The organism is Microbacterium sp. T2.11-28 (assembly GCF_950097975.1).
Lineage (GTDB): Bacteria > Actinomycetota > Actinomycetes > Actinomycetales > Microbacteriaceae > Microbacterium.
Genome location: NZ_CATNHF010000001.1, coordinates 163,440 through 180,946, shown reverse-complemented (window position 1 = coordinate 180,946; position 17,507 = coordinate 163,440). Strand labels below are relative to the sequence as shown.

Here is a 17,507-nt window from a genome sequence, read left to right as displayed (position 1 = left end):
ATGTCGGCGAGCCCGCGGTCCGGCACGCTCACCGGTCTCGCCCGCGCGGGGTTCGGTGATCTGCACGAGACGAACGAGCTGCTCGACGAGCTCTCGGGACTGATCGGGGTCGACCGCGCCACGCTGACCGCGCACGCCGAGCGCGCTGCCGATCCCGATGGCGCCCTGGCCGCGCTGGTGCGCATCGCGCGACGCCGCTCCGACGACGTCGCCGCTGCCATGCGGCACCATCCGGCGACGCTGTGGGCCCTGCTCGGAGCCTCCGCGGGGTTCGCCGACTTCTACCTGCGGCACCCCGAGGAGCTCTCCTTCCTCGTCGAGCCGGGCAGCGCCCTGCCGACGGCGGACGAGCTGCGTGCCGAGCTGCTCGACGCGGTCGGGGCCGACGCCGACGGATTCGCCGCGAGCGGCGACGAGTCCGCGTGGGTCGCCCTGCGGGTGAGGTATCGCCGCCTGGTCGCCCGCATCGCCGCCGTCGACCTGTCCGCACCGGACGCCACGGCCGTGCTGGCACCGGTCGCGGCGGCACTGGCCGACGCGGCGGGCGCCGCGCTGGAGGCGTCGCTCAGCGTCGCCCGCACGCGCGTGTCCACAGGCGGAGCCGGCGCGGGGCTGTTCCCGCGCGACCAGGTCGCCGCCGCACGGCTGGCCATCATCGGGATGGGGAAGACCGGCGCGCGCGAGCTCAACTATGTGAGCGACGTCGACGTCATCTTCGTCGGGGGCGGCGACGACGAAGCGGTCGCGCAGTACGGCGAAAGCCGGTTGATCGACATCGCGACCCGCCTCGCGGTGCAGACGATGCGCGGCATCTCGGGCGTGGAGATCGAGCCGCCGCTGTGGGAGGTGGATGCGAATCTCCGCCCCGAGGGGAAACAGGGTGCCCTCGTGCGCAGTCTGGACTCGCACCTGTCCTACTACGACCGATGGGCCAAGAGCTGGGAGTTCCAGGCTCTGCTCAAGGCGCGCCCGATCGCCGGCGACGCGGAGCTCGGCGCCACCTATGTCGCCGCGGTCCAGCCGAAGGTGTGGACCTCCGCCGCCCGGGAGAACTTCGTCGACAGCGTGCAGCGCATGCGCGAGCGGGTCACCGAGCACATCCCGCCCGACGAGGTGCCGTATCAGTTGAAGCTGGGACCGGGAGGCATCCGCGACATCGAGTTCACGGTGCAGCTGCTCCAGCTCGTCCATGGGCTCCAGGACGACGGCATCCGCCAGACGGGCACGCTGCCGGCGATCGACGCCCTCGTCGCCCAGGGCTACATCGGCCGGAGCGAAGCGGCGACGTTCTCCCACCACTACCGGACGCTGCGCGTGCTCGAGCACCGCCTCCAGCTGGCCGGTCTCCGCCGCACGCACCTCATGCCCTCGACGCCGGAGGGCCTCCGCATCCTCGCCCGGTCGTCGGGTCTCGCCGACTCGGGCAGCGCCGTGTGGGCACTGTGGGAGTCCGTCAAGCGCGAAGTGCGCGACATCCACGTCCGGCTGTTCTACCGGCCGCTGCTGTCCGCCGTGGCGGCGCTGCCGGCCGATGAGCAGGCGCTGTCGCCGCAGCAGGCCCACGACCGGCTCGCTGCCATCGGATTCCGCGATCCGTCGGGCGCACTGCGCCACATCGGCGCCCTGACGAGCGGTCTCAGCCGCAAGGCCACCATCGCGCGCCACCTCATGCCGGTGATGCTCCGCTGGTTCGCCGACGGCGTCGATCCGGACTACGGTCTGCTCGCCTTCCGCCGCATCAGCGAGCGGCTGGGGGACACCCCCTGGTTCCTGCGGATGCTCCGCGACTCGTCCGGAGCGGCGGAGCGGCTCACCCGCGCCCTCTCCGGCTCCCGCTACATCGGCGAGCTCATGGAGTGGATCCCCGAGTCGGTCGCCTGGCTCGATTCGGAGGAGCAGCTGAAGCCCCGACGGGGCGTGGCCCTCCAGGAGGAGGCGCGCGCGATCCAGACCCGGCACACCGCCATCGACGATGCGATGAGCGCCGTCCGCGCCCTGCGTCGCCGCGAGCTGCTGCGCCTCGCCCTGGCGGCGGTGGTCGGCACGGTCACCATCGAGGATCTCGCCCAGGGCCTCACGACCGTCAGCGAGGTCACCATCCAGGCGACGCTCCGCGCCGTGCGCCGCGAGGTCGTTCCCGCTGCGGACGAGGCCCTGGACTTCGCGGTCATCGCGATGGGACGCTTCGGCGGGGCGGAGCTCGGCTTCGGGTCGGACGCCGATGTCATGTACGTGTACGACGCGAACGGCGTCGACCCGCAGCGGGCGCACAGCCTCGCCGTGGCGCTGGCGACGGGCCTGCGCACCTACTCCGAGGATCACCGTCTGCCCTTCGAGCTCGACGCGGACCTGCGCCCCGAGGGCCGCAACGGTCCGCTTGCCCGCTCCTTCGACGCGTACGAGGCCTACTATCGGCGCTGGTCGTTGTCGTGGGAGGCCCAGGCTCTGCTGCGGGCGCGAGGCGTCGCGGGCAGCACGAAGCTGATCCGGCGCTTCATGACTCTGGCCGACGAGGTGCGGTTCCCCGCGCAGGTCGAGCAGCAGGGCCTCCGTGAGATCAAGCGCATCAAGGCACGCGTGGAGAACGAGCGGCTTCCGCAGGGCGTGGACCGCTCGCGTCACCTGAAGCTCGGGCCGGGTGGCCTGAGCGATGTGGAGTGGCTCGTGCAGCTGCTCCAGCTCGAGCACGGGCACCGTCTCGAAGGACTTCGGACCACCTCGACCCTCGGCGCACTGGAGGCTGCGCGGGCGGCGGGACTGGTGCCCGATGCGGCCGCGGAGCGCCTCGCCGCCAGCTGGCGTCTCGCGAGTCGGCTGCGCTCGGCCAACACCCTGCTGTCGGGTCAGACGAGCGATCTGCTTCCGACCGACCGCGGGAAGCTCGACGGCATCGGACGCGTGCTGGAGTACCCGCCTCGGTCCGCGACGCTCGTCGAGGAGGAGTGGCTGCGCACCGCACGGCGCGCGCGCCGGGACTTCGAGAAGCTCTTCTACGGCTGAGTCGCCGCCGTGCCGCAGACGACGAAGCCCCCCGGCGCAGGCCGAGGGGCTTCGTCGTGAGGTGCGTCAGACGCCGAAGTACAGCTCGTAGCCCCCGGCCCTTCATGGCTAGTCACGCCGGTTACCGGTATGTCCTGTTGACCGGCCGTTTCTCGTCGCCAGTAGGCTGGCTGACCCGGTACTTTCATGGCATTTCTGCGGACTAGGTGCGGACCGAGCGCTAGGCTCGTCCGCATGCCGGCAGGACACGGACTGGGTATCCAGGCGCAGGAGTACTGGGCGTATCGGCGGAACCAGAGCCATCCGCTCCAGCGCGTGCTCATAATTGACCCGGGCCGCCACTACGACGCCGAGATCCGGATCCGGTTCCCGGACTCCCCAGCCCTGCACGAGTTCTACACGCGTCGCAGCAAGCTCCCGTGCAAGTGGGAGGATCGCGAAGCGTACTTGGAAGCGCATCCGGAGGTTCCGCGCGGCGACGAAGTCGCAACGCCGGTGGAGCCTGTCCACATCGTCCACACCACCAACGAGTTGCGGGCGATCATCCACGAAGAGGTGCGGAACGCGTTCGGCGTCGAGAAAGTCGCCTTCAACGTGCAAGAGGCCGCAATCGCCGTGGGCCTTAGCCCGTCGTCGATCCAGAACGCCGTACGCCGCAATGAGCTCGTTCCCCGGTACTACGGGAACAGGCCGCTCTTCACGTCGGCGGAGCTTCTGCGGTGGGTCGATTCACTCCCCGACTCGCCGGTGCGTCGGTCGCGATGAAAGAACATGGCGGCGGTGGACGCGGGAGGCTAGTCTCAGCCCCATGAAGAATGCCCTGGACTCGCGCCTCTCAAGCAACTCGGAGGTCTTGATCTCGACCGTTGTCGGCAAAGAATTCGCCGCCCTTGCTCTTTCCTACGATGAGCACGGCGTGGTGATCAAGTCGAGCGACCGCGTGTACTACCTGCCGTGGACATCGGTCGCCTGGATGGAGCTCCGCGGAGCCGACAACACCGCGGACGATGACTATGACCCGATGGACAGCGTCCTCTAGCGATGGACGCCGCCACCGTTCTCCTTGTCAACGTCGTCGCCCTGGTCTTCGGGCTGCTGCTCTCGTACGTCGTGATCCGCTTCGCCGTGCTCCACGCGTTGCGTGCGCACTCCGTGTGGGTTGCAGCTGGTGGGGCACAGGCGGCGGTGCAGCGGAAGGCGGACTCGAAGGCCGCACTCGCGGAAGAGCTCGGTAGGAACGATTGGTCTCGGTGACGTCCGGCTACTCTTCGTGCGGCTGCCGGATGTTGCTGGCGGCCGTGCCAAGAGCGGCGACGTTGAGGATCCCCGCGCCGGTGATGAAGGCGGCCCCGTAGTCGGGGCTCGACACTGCGACGAACGGGGCGATGAAGTTGCATGCGACGGCCGCGAGGTAGAGGCCGAGACGGATGCGGGGGTGCTTGCTGAGCATGGTTTCCTTCTCTCACGGTTGGAGGATGGTGAAGAGCGCTGATGCGCCGGCGATGACGATGGCGGCAACGGACCACCACGGCGCGCGGCGCGAGCCGAGTTCGCTGCGGAGGTCTCCGATCTCTCGCCCGAGGCCGGCGAACCGGGTGTCGGAGTAGTTGTTGCGTTGCTCCCATTCGCCCCGGGTGACGTGAAGGGTGCTGAACCGTGTGACGTCGGAACGCAGCCCGGAGATGTCGTCTCGTACGTCGTCCAGGCGCGACGCGATGACCGCGAGCGCGGTCGCGTCGGCGGGGTCGCCCGCCACTACTTGAGCCCGAGGAAGCGGCGTGCGTTCGCGCCGAGCCTGTGCCCGCGCATCCGCTGCCACTCGAGGAACGACATCCGGCGGCCGGTCTTGTGGTCCTCGATGTAGGCGTGCGCGTGGGGGTCGTACCCGCGTCCCGTGGCGGGGTTGGTGCCCGAGCGTCCCGAGATCGCGATGCGGGTGCGCCAGAGGCGGCGGGTGTTGAGCCGGTACAGGCTGTTGTTGGAGAGGTGCTGCACGACGAGCGTGAATCGGGAGCCGACGAGGCGGACGCCGAGGCCGCCGTCCTCGTTGCGGAAGGGCCGCACCCTGCCCGTGAACGGGGCGTGGATCGTGGTTCCGGTGGGGCAGGCGAAGTCGGTGGCGGGGCCGACGCCGCGGCGGGCGTGAGCGGCCGTGTCGCCGCTGATCGGATACTCCCAGAAGTACTTGGGCTTGGCCATGGTCATGCTCCTTCTTCGAGGCGGTGGATACGGGTCTCGTGGTCCTGCACGACGGACAGGAGCGCGAGGCTGAGGCGGTCGTAGCGGACACCTTCGGGGGTGCCATCGGCGGCGTAGTCGACGAGCCAGTCGAGTCCGAGCTCGTCGAGTTCTTCGGCGATGAGGCCGTGCTCGATCGCGCCGGTTCGCTGGGTGTCGACGGCCACCTTGTACTGGAACTCGACGAGGCGCATGGCGAGGAGCGCCTGGCGGTCGGGGGTCCAGTCCTTGATGTTCTTCTTGTAGCGGCGCGAGGAGGACACCCAGCCGAGCTCGCCGGTGGAGGAGACGTACAGGTTGCGGTATGAGCCGCCGATCGCGTTGCCGTAGACGCCGTCGAATCGCACACCGGCGACGGCCCGGAGGGGGCCGTTCGTGAAGTAGCCGCCGTCGCAGGCAATCTCGCCGTCCGCCCACACGTCGTTGGGGAAGACTCCCGCGTCGTGGTAGGCCTTCGTTGCGGCGTGGCCTCCCAGGGTGGGGGTTGCCACGGCGACCTGCCCGGATGCGTTCCGCTTCATGAATGCATTGGGGGTGGCGGCGGCGTCGCCGAGCGCTTCGACCCACTGCTTGGTGGTGAAGTGTGCTCCAGCCGTCGGGTCCGCGCCGGCGAGGTTCCCGCTGGCTCCGAACCGGGCGAGCTTGTTGGTTCCCGCCCCTGACCCGTTGCCGGTCGCTGCGGCGATGTCAGCGGTATTGCTCGCGATGTAGTCGCGGGTCTTGTTGATCTCGGTCGCGCCGTCTTTGACGAGCCCGGTCTGCGGGACCAGGTCCATCCCTGCGGCGGCTGCAGCGTCTCCAGTAGCCATGTCAGGCGTCCTCCCATTCGAGGGTTGGGGTGATCGTGTTCCAGGCGGCGGTCTGTGCCATCCAGGACCCGGGGATCACGTCGGTGAGGGCTCGGGTCTTGACGTTCATGAGGCCGTCCGTGAGGCCCCACTCGACGGCCTCCAGCTGCCCGAGTTGGTCGACGGTGCCGGGGAGGCTGATCGAGACCTGCATCGCGGGCTTGGTGGCCAGGTACTTGGCGAGGGCGGTCACTTCCTGCTGGCGGCCTTGGCCCTGCCGGCGGGCGAGCATCCATGCCGCGACACCGGGGCCGGGGTAGGGCCGGTTGATCTCGACGCGGAGGGTCAGTCCGCCTGTGCCTGCGGAGTCGGTTCGTGTGCGGCTGATGCCCCAGTAGTCGGTCCACGTGTAGACGACGGAGACGGCGGTGCAGAAGACTTCCGGGTCTCCGAGGCCGATGGTGTCGACTCCACTGGTGGAGGAGTCGGGGGACAGGGTGAGCACGTCCGGGACGGAGTAGAGCGACGGGTCGATGAGTCGCCAGGTGCGGGTCTCGTCGCAGAAGAGACGCATCCCGGTGGACGCGGTGAACGGGTCGAGGAAGTCCCACGCGCTGGTCCCGGCCGGCCACCGGAACAGGTCGGGGTCGCGCTCCGCGACGGGGGTGCGGGTCGATGCTGACGCGTTCGCCACGTCGCCCCACGCGTAGGTGTAGGTCGTGGGCGTGCTGGTCGACCCGTCGAAGTAGGCGATCGTCTCGGTGCCCTCGTACCACATCAGCCGGGAGGCGTAGTGGAACTGTCCGGAGGTGTTCACCGCGGACACGAGGTAGATGTTCGCCTTCACGGCGGTGCGGGGTGCGGTGACGGTGACGGAGTGTCGGGTCCACGTGGAGGTGGTGGTGTTGACGGTCGTGGTCGTCGTGTCGCGGACGGTCGCTCCGTTCCCGTCGATCCACCGGACCATGAAGCCGACTGCGCGTGAGACGGACGAGCCGAGCTCGCCGATGAGCTTGTACTGGCGGCCGGGTGTGACGGTGAACCCGCTCGCGACCGCGACGTATGAGCCGGTCGTGCCGGACGTGGTCCAGCGAATGGAGTTGCGTGAGGCGAAGGTCGCGGTAGCGACGGCGGAGGTCCCGGTCGCGGCGGTGTATCCGATAGCGGAGGATGGGGCCGGGTTGGTGAACTCGTTGGTCACCTCCCAGTACGCGGTGACGTCCTTGTCGATGGTGGGGTCTGTGGCAAGAGCGGCGTTGAGGCGGCTCGTGGACAGTCCCGCCGTGCCGGTCCAGGAGGTCTCCGGGCCGGTGTCGCCGTCGAAGTAGGGGGGCTCGTCGTTCGCGCCGGGTTCGATGATGAGCAGTCGCCCGCGGACGGTGTCGCCTGCGGCCAGGGCGACGCCGGTGGCAGCGCGCACCGAGGCGACGAGGTATCCATCGACGGCGGGCGTGAACGTGACGAAGAGGCGAGTGCCACCCGCGGCGACGGTGTGTGCGCTGCCCACCTGGATCGGGGACAGCCATCCGCCCGCCCCGTTGTGGAGACGTGCGCTGAGCGTCGCCGAGAGCGTCTTGCTGGCTCTCACCGTGACGGCGAGGGTGACCGGGACGCCCGCCTTGACGGGCAGGGTGCTCCACGGGCTTGCGGTGCCCGGGGTCGCTGCCTCGACGTTGCCTCTGATGTCGAACCCTCGGCCGAGGGAGTCCTGCGCGGAGGGGGCTGTGAAGATCGCGTCGGTCCCGTCGAACGACCGCGTCCAGCTGTACCGAGGAACCCAGTCCGGTGCGGTGCCGCTGGAGATGGGGTGAGGGTTCTGGGCGAGGTTCTGTCGGAGGGGGGCGATGGCGGTACGGAGGACGTAGTTGCACAGAGCGCGGAGGCTCGTCTCATAGCTGCGCGCTTCGGTCGTGTCCGCGAGCGGGGAATAGTCGAGGAGGAGCGCCTCGTCGGTCGCGAGGACAACCTCGACCGTCTTCTCCTTGTGGTCGACGATCCGGCTTCGGACGCCGAGGTCGAACCACCGGGCCTCGCCCATCTCGTCGCTACCGTCACCGTCGTAGTCGTCGCCGACGTTGATCTGCGCTCGTATCGTGTCTCGAGGGTCGAGCTTCTCCTCGATGTCGATGGTGTTCGTGATGGGGAGGACAATGCGCGCCTGTCCGTACGGGACCTGCATCGCGTCGAGGAGGACAGAGCCGCCGGTGATCTTGTCGCCCGCCCAGACACCATTGACGGTGGCGGTAGCCCACGGGCGGCTGATGGGGCTCGTCATGCGGTCACCTCCTGGAAGTCGACCGACACGATCCACCCGGCGCGGGTGTCGTCCTGGCGGATGCCGATCCCATCGCGGACCACGTACGACATCCCCACGTTGGTGACGTCGGGGTTGGTGATGGTGAAGACGGTCTCCTCGGCGTGCAGGTTGAAAGCCGCGAACGCGTCGCTGTGCGCGGTGTACATCAGCTGCAGCGTGCCGGCGCGCGGTCGCGGGCTGATGAGGGTGACGGCCACGTTGCCGCTGAGCAGATCGTGGATGATGTTCCGCGACTCGCGCTCTGCCTCGTACCCGTCGACCGCGAGGGGGGTGGTGGTGTTGCCGCTGGTGACGGCGGTGATCGTCGTCATCCGCGCTGGCTCCTGCCGATCGTGGTGCCGATGGCACCGCCGATGCCAGCGCCCGCCCTCGCGCCGATGGTGATGTACGCCTTAGTGCCGTTGATCTTCCCGACGATCGCGCCGAGAACCGCGCCGGTCTGGTCCTTCGCGCCGACGCGCAGATCGATGTCCTTCTTGTTGAGGCGGTCGATCTTCCCGTCCACGTCGCCGTAGAACCGGTCCATGTCCTGGTGGGCTTGCTGGGTCTTCGCGTCGATGACGAACTCGGTGCCGTCCGGCAGGCGGACGAGCTCGTTCCCGAACTTGTCGACCTCGCTCGTCGCCGTCCCCGCTTCGCGTGCTGCGTCGAGGAGGAAGTCCGACGTGACCTTCGCGGCGTTGCGAGCGGCGTCCGCGCTCTTCTCCGTCTCGTCGGTGATCAGCGACCACCGGTCGGCGATGTCAGCGAGCGCGGACTTCCGTGCCCCCGACTCGAGCTTGTCGCCGAGCTCAACGTCCGCGTCGCGCGCTTCCTGGACCTTCTTCGCGATCTGGGAACGCACGACCTCCTGAGCGGTGAGGTCGCCGAGGTTCGCCTTGATGATGGTGCCCTCGTCGAGTTGGAGGACCACAGCATCCGACCGCAGCTGCTTCCACTCCTCGGCGCGATCAGGGTTGAACATGAGGTCGTTCGATTCGGCGATGAACTGGGACACGGTGAGGTAGTCGCGTCCTGCCTCGGCGGCCTCCTGGTACGCGCCGGCCAGACGCTCCCGCAGCTTGTCGGCGTCCTCCTGCTGGTCCTCGAGGTTCTGGGTGATGAGGCCCCACCCGGCGGCCGCTGCGGCGAGCCCGATGGCCCCGACGATCCCGGCGGGCCCCGCGCCTGCGAGGGTGCCGGCGAGCCCGCCGAGGGTGTCCTGCCCGATCTGGCCGAGGTCGGTGATGTCGCCGCGGAACGAGGAGACCGCCTCCGCGGCGTTCGCGAAGCCCTCGTTGGTGACTTCGTCGGCACCGGCCTTGATCTTGCCCATGCCCTTCGCGCCGTCGTCTCCGGCATCGCGGGCCGCGTACCCGAGCTTGTCGAGTCCCTTCCGTGCACGGTCGAGCTCGTCATCGAGGTCCTCGGTGGCGTCCTGGGCGCGCTTCATCTCCCGGTCGAGGTCGCGCCCGACGTCGGTGTCGGCGATGTCGTCGAGGGCGTCTTCCGCCTTCTTCAGGTCGCGCTCGAGCTCGCTTCCCGGGTCTGACTTGCCGAGCTCTTCGAGGGCACGTTCCGCGTCCTCGATCGGGTCGATGAGACCGTTGCGGATGCCCTTCTCGAACCCGCCGGTATCGACTGCGATGGGGATCTCGATCTCGCCTCTACGTGCCACCTAGCTCACCCCCTCCAGGGCCTCGTGGATCGTGCGTCGTGTGGTCTGGAGCCACAGGGACGCGAACCGGGGGACGGTGTCTCGTGCGGCCGGGTAGACCACGGACCCGCCGCGGTAGGGCGGTCCGAACGGGGCCCCGAACCGCCGACGGTAGGCGGTGCCGCCGGCGGTTCGGGAGACGATGACCTTGTTCGCGCCGCCACCGAACTCGGCCGCCTGCGTGATCGCGTCGGCGTTGCGGCCGCGCGCCTTCTTCCCATGCAGGACGGGGGCCGGTGTACCGGCCTTGAGGATGACGTTCCGGGACGTGACGCTGACCCGGGCGGTGTTCACGAGAACGCGCTGCTTGATCCTGGTGGCCGCGCGGTGGCGTGTCTCCTCGAACCAGATCGGGTTAGCGGCGTCCTTCGTGTGCTGATTGATCTGCGCGCGAACGTCCCTCGGGAGGACCCGCAGGGCGCGCGCAACGTCCTGCAGGGGGCTCTCCACGAGCAGACTGATCGACCCTCCGCCTCGAGCCATGGATTACGGCGTGGTCGCAGCCCACTCGGGCTTCGTCGAGGGAAGCGCGATCCGGGACTGGTTGACCGACGCGCCCGCGCCGCCGATGTTCGGCGGGAGGCACGTGACCGTCGCCGTCCACGTCGCGGGGCCGTCCACGATCGTCACGTCGACGTCGTCGCCGGCGTGGTCGAGCATGTACTTCGCGAGACCGGTGGAGCTGAAGTCCTGGCCGAGGCTGAGGTTCAGCGTCCAGTCGGACTCGTCCGCGGCGAACTTGTGGACGGTGCCGCTGATGTCGGTGAAGGTCGTGGTCGGGGTGTTCGGGGTGAACTCGTACGACGCGACGTGCTGCGTGTACGCGTCGCTGCCGAGCGCGAAGGTCGCCTTGGTGAGCCGCAGGGCGGCGGGGATCTCAGCCATTGTCTGTCTCCTTGGTGGTGGCGAAGATGGTGATCGGGAGCTTGTAGAACGCACCGCCGCCGTCGACGCCTCGTGCGGCGCGGTCCCACTGGATGTTGTCGACTGCGTCGAGTGCGGAGATGAGGGCGGGGAGGTGTTGCAGGAGCGTCTCGTTCGCCTTCGTCAGGTCCTGCTCGGGGGCCGTGAGACCAAGCTCGAAGTCGACCGCGACCCACCCGGGGGCCAGGCGCTGGCCGTCGAAGAAGGCGGATACGTCCCCCTGCTGGTAGGTGATCTCGACGACGAGCTTGTTCATCACGGGCCCGGAGTCGATGTCACGGATGGGGATCGCGAGGTCAGGGATAGCGACTCGCAGGTTCTCACCCAGCTGTTGCCCGACGGTGGCGAGGGCGTACGAGTCAGAAGACATCCACGGTTCCTGACTTCGGGCGGATGATCCCGCGGATGGTCTTGTCGAGCGGACGGGGAACGTAGCTGAACCCCTCGGTTCCGATGTTCCCGTTCTCGTCTGCTTCGCCTGCCGCCCACAGGGTCTGCGCCTGCCGCAGCTGCGCGTACGCGTAGCGGGTGGGTGGGTCGCTGGGGTTGTCCTCGAAGTCGAGGAGGGTGATCACCGCAGTGATGGACGCCTCCTCGACCCCGAGGTCTTCCAGCAGTGTCCGGACCTGGGCGGCGGGCTCCAGGGCGGGGGCGAACGCGAGCACCTGTTCCTTCGCGACGTCGAGGAGCATCCCGACGAGCTCGGGGTTCACGAGCGAGTCGGCCCCCGGCCACGCCGCCAGGAGGCGGGTTTGGCCGGGGCCGGGGGCCGCGGTGTACCAGGGGCTCGTGCTCATCGTCAGGCTGCTTCGGTGCCGTAGGCGACCATCGCCTCCGGGCGGATCGGGAAGGTCTCCATGTATCCGACGACCGCCTTGTCGACGCCACCGCGGGCGATGTCGAGAGCGTCGAGCTGGATCGGGGTCTCGCCGAGTTCGCGGAACTCGATCGCGCTCTTCGCGCCGGCGACCACGGCAGGGTTGGCGTTGTCGAAACCGGCGTCGGCGAACTGTGCGTCGGGTGCCCGCTTGACGATGACGTTGTCGGCGTTCGCGTCGCCCGTGCCCTTCACCGCGAAGGTCACGTACTCGGGGACGAGATCCTTCGGCGTGAATCGCAGCTGACGCCACGCGGCGCGGTTGACGAGGACGAAACCTGGGTCGTCGTTCGCGTCGGTGACAGCGTCGATCGCTTCGATCACGAGCGCCATCGCGGCCGGGTACTCAGCCGGGTAGTCGGTCTCGGGCGGCAGGATGCGCGAGCCGTCGGCGGTGATCACACCGGTGGTCAGGTTGATCGAGCCGGACGCGAGGCCGATGATGTCCGTCAGCGCGTCGATGTCGGTGATCTCCGCGTAGGAGTCGACCACGCCCTGGATGAAGGCTTCGACGATCTCCTCCCCGCCCTCGAGGTCGAAGAACTCGCGGGCGATGTCGGCGGCGTAGCCGTACTGGCGACGGGTCGCGGCGATGACCGAGGTGCTCGCCGATCCGGTCGGCAGCTCGGTCTTGTTGCCGCTCCAGTGCTTGACGAGGGCGGTGCCCTGGTCGATCTTGAAGCCCTTGCGCCCGGTGGCGTTGATCCCGCCGAACAGGTGCGTCGCGAGGTCCAGGAACTTGCGCTGGTACTTCTTGCCCTGCCAGACCTTTCCGACCCACGCGGGCGGGATGACGCCACCGGTCGCGGTCGTGAGACCACCGGTCGTGTTGAGCTTGATGTCGGAGAGGGCTGCGAGCAGTGTCTCCGCCTCCGCCCGCTTGCCGGACAGATCGCCGGGAGTGCGGAGCGTGTGCATCGCGGCGAAGATCGAGCCGAGCTCGTACGCCTTCTCGATCGCCTCGACGGGGGTGCCGTTCGTGGCGAGCAGGGTGCCGGGGGCGGCGGCGGGTGCCGGAGTCTGCCCCGGCTCGGTTGCGGTAGCGGTCACAGTGGACCCTCCTTCTGGGTTGTCCTCGGCCGGGGCGGCGTCGGGGGTGTAGGTCGCGGCGTCGCCGGTCGGCGTCGTCACCGTGATGTGGTTGGGGATCTCCGAGACCGCGAGGTTCAGGTGGCCATCCACCGGATGGTGGTCGAGCGCTTCGGCGATTCCGTCCGCCGACATGGGGACGGCGGTGTCCTCGGCGGCCAGGAGGGTCGCCCCCTCGAACGCAGGCTTCTCGACCTGGGACGCGGCGAACAGGATCGCTCCCGGGAGTGCCTTGCCGGCCTGGATGCGGACCTTCGCGACCTCCGCGGAGAGGTGGCGGCGCTTGCCTTCCTTGCCCTCCGTGAACGCGGCGCGGCCCTCGGGGGTGTCGCGGTACTTGAACGTGGCCATGACGCCCTGCTCGGGCTGCTCCCACGCCTTCGTGAAGCCGCCTACGACGTCCTCGCGCTTGTGGTCGAGGTTCAGGGACATGCCCGTCAGGTCGGTCGGGATGGTGATGTCGCCGGCGGCGAACGTGAACGTGCCGAGGTTGGAGCGGGCGGCGACACCGTAGGGGATGAGGAGGCCCGTGGCGGTGAGGTCCTCCTCGTTGAACTCGAGGGTTCCGGCGTCGATGATGACGTGGTCCATGGGTCAGTCCTCCAGGACGGGCGGGGTGACGGGTGTGGGTACGGAGAACGCGTCGGACCGGTCGAACGCGATGTACACGCCGGGCTCAGAGACGTCGTCGAGGGAGAGTCGAGCGGCGATCGCGTCCGCGTAGTCGCGGGAGCCGAGGTCGTAGAGCTCGCTGCGGGCGTCGCCCTTGCCCGTGTACGTCATGTCGCCACCGGAGCCGGAGCGGGCGCCCTCGATGATCGCCGCGGGCACACCGGCATGGTTGGCGATGTCGAGGCGGATGCTGTTGGTGGCGGAGTCGAAGAGGTCGACCGCCTTGTCGCCGTGCTCCTTGACCTCCACGTTGGAGGGGGTGACGCTGACGCTGAACTTGCGCCGCGTCTCCGCGTAGCCCTGGGCGAGCTTCTTCTTCTCGTCCTCGTCGCCGTTGTAGCTCTCGTCGGTGATGTGGAGCTCGGTGCCGGCGGGGGGTGCCTGCAGTCGGTTGGTGCGGGCGAGGTCGAGGGCTCGTGCCTGGCGGATGGTGTCGACGCCGTCGACGAGAACTCCGTTGGTGCCGAGGGGAATGGGGATGAGTCGCTTGAGGTAGCGCGGGTCGACGAATCGTTCGATGGACACGTAGCCGTCGGAGTCGAATTTCCACATGTTGCGGGGGATGTGGATCGCGTCGATGATGCGCTCGTTGTCGTCGAGTTGACAGCCGAGGAGCGCCCACCCTTCGAGGACGAGGTCTGTTACCAGACCCTTTGTGCGGATGGACGGGGCGATGCCGCTCTGGGTGTTCTGCAGCCACTCCGGCTGCGGGTCGAGGGGGACGCCCTTCCGGTAGGCGACGAGCGGCATCGCGGAGACGATGGAGGCGTGGACCTGGACCGCGCGCTTCAGGCCGGGTACGCGCATCGCGATTTCTCGCGTGACGGCTTCCGTGTCGACGCCGAAGATCTCCCCGACGATCGCGGGCAGGAGGCTGTCCTGCGGATCGAAGGGCGTGGCGGGCATGGTCGGGAGCGACGGCCGCTGCGCGTACGTCGTCTTGATCTGCCTGGAGAAGAGTCCCATCGAGGGAAGCTTCTCAGTGTGCTCAGTGGTAACGGTTACCGCTGAGCATTGTGCTACACACCGGTGATGCCGAGGCCGGTCGTGGCGGGCCGTTCGTCGTCGAGCGCGAACAATGCGCGGGACGCCGCCTCTAGCGGGGTGATGTCGTCCTCCGGACGGTTCTTCTCGTCGGGCCGTCCGAACGCCCACGCCCCCGAGACGCCGAACGCACGCCGCACTGCGATCTCCGCGGCCCCGTCGAGCTGATCCTGTCCGGTGTAGTGGACGAGGTTCTCGGCGCTGAGGGTCTTCATGAAGAGGACCGCGGCGCGGGGGATGTCGTTGCGGAGGAGGGGGCGCACACGGATCGGCGGGCGCGCGGCACGGAGGGCGGTGATCTCTACGTTCTCCGTGGCGCGGCCCGGGTCGTAGATGACGCGGCGGTTCAGCTTGCGGGAGATGCGTGCCACCTTGGCCCCGAAGCCGTGGACGCCGGACTGATGCTCGAGAAGGGCGACGTGCCGCTTGTCGCCGGTGCCCTTCCACGCGGCGGCGAGCGAGCACCACCGGCCGTCCGGGTCGATCGCGATCGCAAGGGCCAGCACCGCGGGAAGGGCGACGCTCGCTGCGGTCTCGTCGAGCCGCGTGCCGGTCCACTTCGGCTGCGAGATCAGGGTGGTGCCACCGCCCTCCTCCCCGAACAGGCCAAGGTACTCGCGGATGAACTTCTTCACGCCGAGGCGCTTGAACGAGTTCGCGATCCTGTCGGAGGTGGTCAGCCCGAACAGGCCCGGGTGCATCGCCTCGACGAGCTCCCGCACCCGCGCGATCGGGTGCTCCTCGTCCGGCTCCCACGCCTCGAGCTCCTCGGGGTCCGTGTCGTCGGGGATGGTGTACCGGATCACGCCCGCGTCGGGGTCGTTCAGGGTGTCCCAGAACTCGGACCCGCCGCGGTAGTCACCTGCCGTGCCGGCGAGGATCAGCTGCCCCTCGGGGCGTGTGTCGAACGAGGGGATCACTGCGCCGATCACGTCCTCCCAGCGTTCAGGGGTCGCCTCGCCGGACTCGTCGAGGAGCAGGGTGTCGTACGCGCCGGACCGGATCGCGTCGCCATCGGGGGACAGGGCGGCGAGGACGGACCCGTTCTTGAACTCGACTCGCTCGCCACCGTTGCTCTTCACGAGCTTGACGGGCGCTCCCTTCGTGAACGCCTCCCTCTCCGCGGCCGCCGGCCACGCCCGGTAGATCGGCCCGTACACGTCGAGCCTGTAGCGCTCCGCGGTCTTCTTCTGCGTCGTGAGGAGCGTGAACCCGGCGAGGTGCACCGGCCGCAGGTAGCACCGCCCCAGGAGGATGCAGAACAGGGTCGTCGTCTTCGAGGACCGCCGGGGCATGATGACGGCGTTCATCATCTTGCCGGCGGTCAGCATGTCGACGACGCGGAGCATCTGCGGCTGGATCGTGCTGAGGAGTCCGAGGAGCCACGCACCGACCAGGAACTCCGCGCGCGCTTCCTCGGACGTCACCAACTCAGACTCGTGGAGCGGCGCGATCCCCGCGTCACGGAACGCGATCCACGCGTCCTCGTCGAGGAGGTGGTGGGCCTGGACGGCCTCGGGCAGCGTCACGACGCGTCGTCCTTCGCGATGCGGGGAGAGAGATCGGAGCTGGAGCCGAAGGCGGGGGTTGCTCGGCCGTCTCCTAGAAAAACGCGCTCGCTCTTGCGGACAGCGCCCGAGTCCTTCTTCGGCGTCCGAGCCTTCAGCGGCGTGTAGGTTACACCGTGCTGCGTCTTCATGCCCATGTCGGTTTGATCAGTCCTGTCGTGCGTGCGCCTCGGCGCTGGTTGGTGATGGTGGCTCCGATGCGTCCGCCGTGGCTGCGGTTCCCTCGTCGGCATTCGGGTGCGGCGTTGTCGAGTCCTTCGCCGCCGTGGCGGGTGATGTGGCCGACGTCGTAGGGTGCGCCCTCGGGGATGAGGTGGCCGTGTCGCCAGCAGGTGACGTCGTCTCCTCGCTCCCATGCCTTGCGGACTTGGGCGCGGACGTGGCGTGTGGTGCGTCGCCATTCGGGGGATGAGTGCTTGGTGGTCATGCGTTCTCCGTCCTCTTGAGCGACTTGATGACGCCGGCGGTGGAGAGGTTCACGGTCGCGGCGATCGCGCGGACGGTGAGCCCCTGGGCGCGGAGGCGGCGGATGCGGCGGTCGCGCTTGTCGTTGGGTTTGGGGCCGGGCGTGTAGAGCACATGGATGGTGTCTGTACACCCGACCCCATGGAGGCGGGCTTCGAGCAGCGCGGCGCTGTGGTCGGAGCACCACGCGCCACGGTCACATGTGGAGCATGCCCAGATCGCCGAGCCGCCGTCCCCAGGGTTCTCGACGTAGATCATGATGCAGCCCGTTCGGAGTTATCCACAGGCCCTAGTGAGGTGGTCCCGTTGAGCGCGTTAGTTCCTGCTGTGGCTCCTATGACTCCTCCTTTCTCATAGGGGGTACGTTCGGCGTCCCCCAACTCGTACGTTCGACGTACCCCAACCAGGTCGTTCGACGTACCCCTGGGAGAGTCGCCGGACGTACCCCTGCGCACCCGCTTCCGGTACTCGGGTGTGCTCTGCGTTGCGAGCGCGTTGAGGGTGATGGAGTACGTCGCCCGGCGTCCGTTTCCGCCCGCTCGGTCGCGGTGGATGGCGCGGAGCGCGACGAGCCCGCGCACGGCGACCTTCACGCGTTGGAAGGCCGCCGTGCGCTGGCGCTCGACGTCGTCGTACGTCTCGTCGTCAGGGTCGACCGGGTCGGGCACGATCCGTCCGAGGGCGAGCGCCTGAGCTTCGCGGCTGTCGAAGTATCTGGGCGGGTTGTCGGCGTCGAGGGCGGTGAGGCACATGAACACGAGGAGCTCGAACTCGGTGGGGTGTAGGACAGGCACCGCGGCGCGGTATGCGAATGCCTGTCCTACGAGTC

The 17,507-nt window shown here is 68.8% G+C and carries 22 protein-coding genes; 4 read left to right on the top strand and 18 right to left on the bottom strand.

Translation table 11 applies throughout. The features are described from left to right. The 4 genes from QQZ13_RS00890 (at window position 1) to QQZ13_RS00875 (ending at window position 4,254) form a co-directional block, all read left to right on the top strand. On the top strand, window positions 1-3,000 hold the full coding sequence (locus QQZ13_RS00890; RefSeq protein ID WP_284527247.1) for a bifunctional [glutamine synthetase] adenylyltransferase/[glutamine synthetase]-adenylyl-L-tyrosine phosphorylase: 3,000 nt from the start codon (window positions 1-3) through the stop codon (window positions 2,998-3,000). Between the two features lie 234 nt (window positions 3,001-3,234). Continuing rightward, window positions 3,235-3,765 carry a hypothetical protein gene (locus tag QQZ13_RS00885; protein ID WP_284527246.1) on the top strand — a complete coding sequence of 177 codons (531 nt, stop codon included), beginning with the start codon at window positions 3,235-3,237 and terminating at the stop codon, window positions 3,763-3,765. A gap of 43 nt (window positions 3,766-3,808) precedes the next feature. After that, on the top strand, window positions 3,809-4,039 hold the full coding sequence (locus tag QQZ13_RS00880) for a hypothetical protein (RefSeq protein ID WP_284527245.1): 231 nt from the start codon (window positions 3,809-3,811) through the stop codon (window positions 4,037-4,039). Window positions 4,040-4,041: 2 nt separating this feature from the next. After that, the gene (locus tag QQZ13_RS00875) at window positions 4,042-4,254 is read left to right on the top strand and encodes a hypothetical protein (protein ID WP_284527244.1); all 213 of its coding nucleotides are present in this window, start codon (window positions 4,042-4,044) and stop codon (window positions 4,252-4,254) included. Window positions 4,255-4,261: 7 nt separating this feature from the next. On the opposite strand, the gene QQZ13_RS00870 is transcribed toward QQZ13_RS00875, so the two are convergent. The 18 genes from QQZ13_RS00870 to QQZ13_RS00785 are packed head-to-tail and all read right to left on the bottom strand — an operon-like array spanning window position 4,262 to window position 17,472. After that, window positions 4,262-4,450: a hypothetical protein gene (locus tag QQZ13_RS00870; protein WP_284527243.1), complete on the bottom strand. Its 189-nt coding sequence runs from the start codon at window positions 4,448-4,450 to the stop codon at window positions 4,262-4,264. Window positions 4,451-4,462: 12 nt separating this feature from the next. Beyond that, the gene (locus tag QQZ13_RS00865; RefSeq protein ID WP_284527242.1) at window positions 4,463-4,756 is read right to left on the bottom strand and encodes a hypothetical protein; all 294 of its coding nucleotides are present in this window, start codon (window positions 4,754-4,756) and stop codon (window positions 4,463-4,465) included. After that, on the bottom strand, window positions 4,756-5,199 hold the full coding sequence (locus tag QQZ13_RS00860) for a hypothetical protein (RefSeq protein ID WP_284527241.1): 444 nt from the start codon (window positions 5,197-5,199) through the stop codon (window positions 4,756-4,758). Before QQZ13_RS00860 ends, QQZ13_RS00865 begins: the two co-directional genes overlap by 1 nt. Before the next feature lie 2 nt (window positions 5,200-5,201). Then, window positions 5,202-6,047 carry a tail fiber domain-containing protein gene (locus QQZ13_RS00855; RefSeq protein WP_284527240.1) on the bottom strand — a complete coding sequence of 282 codons (846 nt, stop codon included), beginning with the start codon at window positions 6,045-6,047 and terminating at the stop codon, window positions 5,202-5,204. A 1-nt stretch (window position 6,048) separates the two neighbouring features. Then, window positions 6,049-8,301 carry a hypothetical protein gene (locus QQZ13_RS00850; RefSeq protein WP_284527239.1) on the bottom strand — a complete coding sequence of 751 codons (2,253 nt, stop codon included), beginning with the start codon at window positions 8,299-8,301 and terminating at the stop codon, window positions 6,049-6,051. Next, complete coding sequence (locus tag QQZ13_RS00845; protein ID WP_284527238.1) at window positions 8,298-8,654, bottom strand: hypothetical protein; 357 nt, start codon at window positions 8,652-8,654, stop codon at window positions 8,298-8,300. The genes QQZ13_RS00850 and QQZ13_RS00845 overlap by 4 nt, the downstream gene beginning before the upstream one ends. Further along, a complete protein-coding gene (locus tag QQZ13_RS00840; protein WP_284527237.1) occupies window positions 8,651-10,000 on the bottom strand; it encodes a hypothetical protein in 1,350 nt (449 codons plus the stop codon). Before QQZ13_RS00840 ends, QQZ13_RS00845 begins: the two co-directional genes overlap by 4 nt. After that, window positions 10,001-10,522: a hypothetical protein gene (locus tag QQZ13_RS00835; RefSeq protein WP_284527236.1), complete on the bottom strand. Its 522-nt coding sequence runs from the start codon at window positions 10,520-10,522 to the stop codon at window positions 10,001-10,003. Window positions 10,523-10,525: 3 nt separating this feature from the next. Continuing rightward, entirely contained in the window at window positions 10,526-10,924 is a 399-nt protein-coding gene (locus QQZ13_RS00830; protein ID WP_284527235.1) for a hypothetical protein, read from the bottom strand. Then, the gene (locus QQZ13_RS00825) at window positions 10,917-11,333 is read right to left on the bottom strand and encodes a hypothetical protein (protein ID WP_284527234.1); all 417 of its coding nucleotides are present in this window, start codon (window positions 11,331-11,333) and stop codon (window positions 10,917-10,919) included. The genes QQZ13_RS00830 and QQZ13_RS00825 overlap by 8 nt, the downstream gene beginning before the upstream one ends. After that, window positions 11,323-11,760 carry a hypothetical protein gene (locus tag QQZ13_RS00820; protein ID WP_284527233.1) on the bottom strand — a complete coding sequence of 146 codons (438 nt, stop codon included), beginning with the start codon at window positions 11,758-11,760 and terminating at the stop codon, window positions 11,323-11,325. Before QQZ13_RS00820 ends, QQZ13_RS00825 begins: the two co-directional genes overlap by 11 nt. 2 nt (window positions 11,761-11,762) lie before the next feature. After that, the gene (locus tag QQZ13_RS00815) at window positions 11,763-13,520 is read right to left on the bottom strand and encodes a hypothetical protein (RefSeq protein WP_284527232.1); all 1,758 of its coding nucleotides are present in this window, start codon (window positions 13,518-13,520) and stop codon (window positions 11,763-11,765) included. 3 nt (window positions 13,521-13,523) lie between these two features. Continuing rightward, complete coding sequence (locus tag QQZ13_RS00810; protein WP_284527231.1) at window positions 13,524-14,567, bottom strand: hypothetical protein; 1,044 nt, start codon at window positions 14,565-14,567, stop codon at window positions 13,524-13,526. Between the two features lie 53 nt (window positions 14,568-14,620). Continuing rightward, window positions 14,621-16,174 (bottom strand): hypothetical protein, encoded by a 1,554-nt coding sequence (locus tag QQZ13_RS00805; RefSeq protein ID WP_284527230.1) that lies wholly within the window; start codon window positions 16,172-16,174, stop codon window positions 14,621-14,623. After that, window positions 16,171-16,350: a hypothetical protein gene (locus tag QQZ13_RS00800; protein WP_284527229.1), complete on the bottom strand. Its 180-nt coding sequence runs from the start codon at window positions 16,348-16,350 to the stop codon at window positions 16,171-16,173. Before QQZ13_RS00800 ends, QQZ13_RS00805 begins: the two co-directional genes overlap by 4 nt. Further along, on the bottom strand, window positions 16,341-16,640 hold the full coding sequence (locus tag QQZ13_RS00795; RefSeq protein ID WP_284527228.1) for a hypothetical protein: 300 nt from the start codon (window positions 16,638-16,640) through the stop codon (window positions 16,341-16,343). The genes QQZ13_RS00800 and QQZ13_RS00795 overlap by 10 nt, the downstream gene beginning before the upstream one ends. Then, complete coding sequence (locus QQZ13_RS00790) at window positions 16,637-16,936, bottom strand: hypothetical protein (protein ID WP_284527227.1); 300 nt, start codon at window positions 16,934-16,936, stop codon at window positions 16,637-16,639. The genes QQZ13_RS00795 and QQZ13_RS00790 overlap by 4 nt, the downstream gene beginning before the upstream one ends. Next, window positions 16,933-17,472 (bottom strand): hypothetical protein, encoded by a 540-nt coding sequence (locus tag QQZ13_RS00785; protein WP_284527226.1) that lies wholly within the window; start codon window positions 17,470-17,472, stop codon window positions 16,933-16,935. Before QQZ13_RS00785 ends, QQZ13_RS00790 begins: the two co-directional genes overlap by 4 nt. Between the last annotated feature and the right edge of the window lie 35 nt (window positions 17,473-17,507).